Here is a 4,685-nt window from a genome sequence, read left to right as displayed (position 1 = left end):
CCTGACCGGCCGGCGCGGCCGCATCCGCACCCTGCGCCAGGGCGGGGGCCTGTCCGGCTTCACCCGCCGCGCCGAGAGCGACTACGACCCGTTCGGCGCCGCCCACTCGTCCACCTCGATCTCCGCCGGGCTCGGTGTGGTCGAGCTGACCACGGCCATTCATTATATCTTCGATACTCCGCGCGACCGCCTGATCTGGGACGTCGGCCACCAGGCGTATCCGCACAAGATCCTGACCGGGCGGCGCGACCGCATCCGCACGCTGCGCACCGGCGGCGGGCTGTCCGGCTTCACCAAGCGCGCCGAGAGCGACTATGACCCGTTCGGCGCCGCGCATTCCTCGACCTCGATCTCGGCCGGCCTCGGCATGGCGGTGGCGCGCGACCTCGCAGGCGGCAAGAACAACGTGATTGCCGTGATCGGCGACGGCGCGATGTCGGCCGGCATGGCCTATGAAGCCATGAACAATGCGGGGGCGATGAACTCCCGCCTGATCGTCATCCTGAACGACAACGACATGTCGATCGCCCCGCCGGTCGGCGCGATGTCGGCCTATCTGTCCCGCCTCTATTCCGGCAAGACCTACCGCACGCTGCGCGAGGCGGCCAAGCAAATCAACAAGCGCCTGCCCAAGGTCTTGGCCAACCGCGCCAACCGCGTCGAGGAATATTCCCGCGGCTTCATGATGGACGGCGGCACGCTGTTCGAGGAACTCGGCTTCTATTACGTCGGCCCGATCGATGGCCATAACCTGGACCATCTGCTGCCGGTGCTGAAGAACGTACGCGACATGGAGACCGGGCCGATCCTGCTCCACGTCGTGACCCAGAAGGGCAAGGGCTATGGGCCCGCGGAAGCCTCTGCCGACAAATACCACGCCGTAGTCAAGTTCGACGTCGCGACCGGTGCGCAGGCCAAGGCCAAGCCGAATGCGCCGGCCTACCAGAACGTGTTCGGCCAGAGCCTCGTCAGGGAAGCCGAGAAGGACGAGAAGGTGGTCGGCATCACCGCGGCGATGCCGTCCGGCACCGGCATCGACATTTTTGCCAAATCGTTCCCCAACCGCACTTTCGATGTCGGCATTGCCGAGCAGCATGCGGTGACCTTCGCGGCCGGGCTGGCAAGCGAGGGCTACAAGCCGTTCTGCGCGATCTACTCGACCTTCCTGCAGCGCGGCTATGACCAGGTGGTCCACGACGTCGCGATCCAGAGCCTGCCGGTGCGCTTTGCCATCGACCGCGCCGGCCTGGTCGGCGCCGACGGTGCGACCCATGCCGGCTCGTTCGACAACGCCTATCTCGGCTGCCTGCCGAATTTCGTCATCATGGCCGCCTCCGACGAGGCGGAACTGGTGCACATGGTCGCAACCCAGGTTGCGATCGACGACCGCCCGAGCGCGGTGCGCTATCCGCGCGGCGAAGGCCGCGGCGTCGAGATGCCGGAGGCCGGCATTCCCCTGGAGATCGGCAAGGGCCGCATCGTCCGCCAGGGCAGCAAGATCGCGCTGTTGTCGTTCGGCACAAGGCTTGCCGAATGCGAGAAGGCGGCCGACGAGCTCGCAGCCCACGGCCTTTCCACCACGATTGCCGATGCGCGCTTCATGAAGCCGCTCGACGTCGATCTGGTGCTGAAACTGGCGCGTGAGCACGACATCCTGATCACCGTCGAGGAAGGCGCGATCGGCGGTTTTGGCTCCCACGTGCTGCAGACGCTCACCGACCATGGCGCACTCGACAATGGCCTGGTGAGGGTCCGCTCGATGGTGCTGCCCGACGTCTTCCTCGACCACGATACGCCCGCGGCGATGTATGGCCGCGCCGGCCTCGACGCCAAGGGCATCGTTGCAAAAGTGTTCGAGGCGCTCGGCAAGGATTACAAGGTCGAAGCCGTCAAGACGGCCTGAGCCGCGGCTGCAATGCTCTGAACGCAAGCGATCTGGAGCTGATTCAAGTCATGTGTCCGCGACCGCCTCTTCTCCCCTCCCCCTTGCGGGAAGGGGTCGGGGGTCCACGGATTCGGCTCGTCGTGGGGTACCCCCCTCCCCCGCAAGGGGTGAGGGGGCGCACCTCCGACGTGGCTTCAATTCAGCCGATCTCACCACGCAATCACGCCGGGAACGATGAAAGTGTATCTGGCAGGGCCTGATGTTTTCCTGCCGGATGCGGTGGAGGTCGGGCAGCGCAAGGCTGCGATCTGCGCACGCCACGGCCTGACCGGGCTCTATCCGCTCGACAACGCGGTCGACCTTGCGGCCAACGATGCCTCGCGCGTGATCTACGCGGCCAACGAGGCGATGATGATCGCATCCGACGCCATCGTCGCCAATCTGACGCCGTTTCGCGGCGCGAGCGCCGATGCCGGCACCGTGTTCGAGCTCGGCTTCATGGCCGGCCGCGGAAAACTCTGCCTCGGCTATTCCAACAACATCTGGAGCTACACAGAGCGGGTGCGCCGGCGCGAGCCTGTGAAGGCCGTGAACGACGGCCGCCTGATCGACGCCGAGGGCTTCTGGGTCGAGGATTTTGGGCTCGCCGACAACCTGATGATCGTCCATGGGCTCGACGTCCATGGTTGTCAGCTGATTGCCCCGCGCCTGCCTCCGCTCGATCCCTGGCATGACCTCACGGCCTTCGAAGCCTGCGTGCGGCTTGCCGCCGAGCGGCTCGCGCCACCGCCAAAACCAAAGCCGCGCCCCGCGATGCGTGCGGTCCGGCGACGGTGAGGCGCACATGGCTGCTGCCTCGCCCAAGAATTCGTCGAAGAAGCGCGCGGATATCCTGCTGGTCGAGCGCGGCCTGTTCGAGAGCCGCGCCCGCGCACAAGCGGCGATCGAAGCGGGACTGGTTCGCGCTGATGACAAGCCGGTTACGAAGGCCTCCGAAGCGATTCGGATCGATGCCGCGCTGGAGGCCGAGCCCGCGCACCCCTATGTGTCGCGCGGCGGTGTCAAACTGGCCGGCGCGCTGGAGCGCTACCCGATCGAGATCGAGGACCATGTCTGTCTCGATGTCGGCGCCTCGACCGGCGGTTTTACCGAGGTGCTGCTCGCGGGTGGCGCGGCCATGGTGTTCGCCCTCGACGTCGGCCGCAACCAGCTGCACCCGTCGCTGCGGGACAACCCAAAGATCGTCTCCATGGAGGCGACCGACATCCGCAGTTTCGAGGGCAAGCGGCTGCCGGCGCGGCCGGACGTCGTGGTGATCGATGTCAGCTTCATCTCGCTGAAGGCCGTGCTGCCGGTGTCCTTGTCGCTGGCCGCCGCACCGATGCACCTGCTCGCGCTGATCAAGCCGCAATTCGAGGTGCAGGGCCGCCACGACAAGCGCGGCGTGGTCCGCGACGCGGCCGTGCACGAACAAGTCTGCGAGGACATCAAGGCTTTTGCCGCTTCGCTCGGTTGCACAGACATCGAGGTGTTTCCATCGTCGATCACGGGCGGCGATGGCAACGCCGAATTCTTTCTCGGCGCGCGCCGTGGTTGAACGGCTGACCATCGATCACGTCGGCCATTTCGGCGACGGCGTCGTCGTGATGGATAGCGACAACATCTATGTGCCCTACACGCTACCCGGCGAGACCGTCGAGGTGGCCGCCATTCCCGGTCATCCGGACCGGCGCCGGCTGGTCACGGTCGAGCGTGCGAGCGAGGCTCGGATCGCGCCATTCTGCCCGCATTTCGGCGTCTGCGGCGGCTGCGCCATCCAGCACTGGGACGTCGCGCAGTACCGTGCCTGGAAACACGGCCTGGTGGTCGAGACGCTGCGGCTGGCAAAACTCGATTGCGCGGTCGCGCCCCTGATCGACGCCCATGGCGCGGGCCGCCGGCGCATCACGCTGCATGCGCGGCTCGGCAGCCATGACGTGCTCAAGGTCGGCTTTGCCGCCGCGGGCTCGCACGACATCATTCCGGTCGATCGCTGTCCGATCCTCGATCCCGGCCTTTCCGGTGCGCTGGAGGCCGCCTGGGCGCTGGCCGAACCGCTCAAACCGACCGGCAAGCCGCTCGACATCCAGATCACCGCGACCGAAGGCGGCCTCGATGTCGACATCCGCGGCTCCGGTCCGCTGAAGGCTCAGCTGGTGGCGGCGCTGTCGCGCGTCGCCGAAAAGCATCGTCTGGCACGTCTGACGCGACACGGCGAGTTGGTGCTGCTGCGCAATGCGCCCGTCCTTTGCATCGGCCCGGCGCGCGTCACGCTGCCGCCAGGCTCGTTCCTGCAGGCAACCAGCGCCGGCGAGGAGATTTTGGCAAGGCTCGTGGCGGAGCATTGCGGACGCGCAAAGCACATTGCCGACCTGTTCTGCGGCGTCGGACCATTCGCTCTGCGCCTTGCGGAGCGAGCGCGCGTCGCCGCCTTCGACAGCGAGCCGAATGCGATCGCAGCGCTACAGAGAGCCGCCGCGGCGACGGCCGGCCTGAAGCCCGTGAAAGCCGAGGCGCGCGACCTGTTCCGCCGGCCGCTCGTCCTGCAGGAATTGCGCGATTACGACGCCGTCGTGTTCGATCCGCCGCGCCAGGGCGCACTGGCACAGGCGAAGCAGCTTGCCGCCAGCGCCGTGCCGATCGTCATCGCGGTGTCCTGCAATGCCGCCACCTTCGCCCGCGACGCACGCCTGCTGATCGATGGCGGCTACAAATGCGAGGGCGTCACGCCGGTCGACCAGTTCCGCCACACGCCGCATGT

At 67.0% G+C, this 4,685-nt stretch carries 4 protein-coding genes; all 4 read left to right on the top strand.

Going from position 1 to position 4,685, the window contains the following annotated elements:
* The first annotated feature begins 1 nt into the window (after position 1).
* Entirely contained in the window at positions 2 to 1,903 is a 1,902-nt protein-coding gene (gene dxs, locus JOZ76_RS23225) for a 1-deoxy-D-xylulose-5-phosphate synthase (RefSeq protein WP_291702286.1), read from the top strand.
* Between the two features lie 216 nt (positions 1,904 to 2,119).
* Entirely contained in the window at positions 2,120 to 2,722 is a 603-nt protein-coding gene (locus JOZ76_RS23220; protein WP_291702284.1) for a nucleoside 2-deoxyribosyltransferase, read from the top strand.
* Positions 2,723 to 2,729: 7 nt separating this feature from the next.
* The gene (locus tag JOZ76_RS23215; protein WP_291702282.1) at positions 2,730 to 3,482 is read left to right on the top strand and encodes a TlyA family RNA methyltransferase; all 753 of its coding nucleotides are present in this window, start codon (positions 2,730 to 2,732) and stop codon (positions 3,480 to 3,482) included.
* Positions 3,475 to 4,685, top strand: a 1,211-nt coding sequence (locus JOZ76_RS23210) for a class I SAM-dependent RNA methyltransferase (RefSeq protein ID WP_291702280.1), incomplete at its 3' end; no start/stop codon positions are given. The genes JOZ76_RS23215 and JOZ76_RS23210, both read left to right, overlap by 8 nt.

The organism is Bradyrhizobium sp. (assembly GCF_019244115.1).
Classification (GTDB): Bacteria; Pseudomonadota; Alphaproteobacteria; order Rhizobiales; family Xanthobacteraceae; genus Bradyrhizobium.
This window is presented reverse-complemented; position numbering and strand designations above follow the sequence as displayed.

Bases quoted from the DNA above. Each gene is read 5' to 3' on its own strand.
- JOZ76_RS23220 (WP_291702284.1), top strand. From the start codon at position 2,120: ATGAAAGTGTATCTGGCAGGGCCTGATGTTTTCCTGCCGGATGCGGTG.
- JOZ76_RS23215 (WP_291702282.1), top strand. From the start codon at position 2,730: ATGGCTGCTGCCTCGCCCAAGAATTCGTCGAAGAAGCGCGCGGATATC.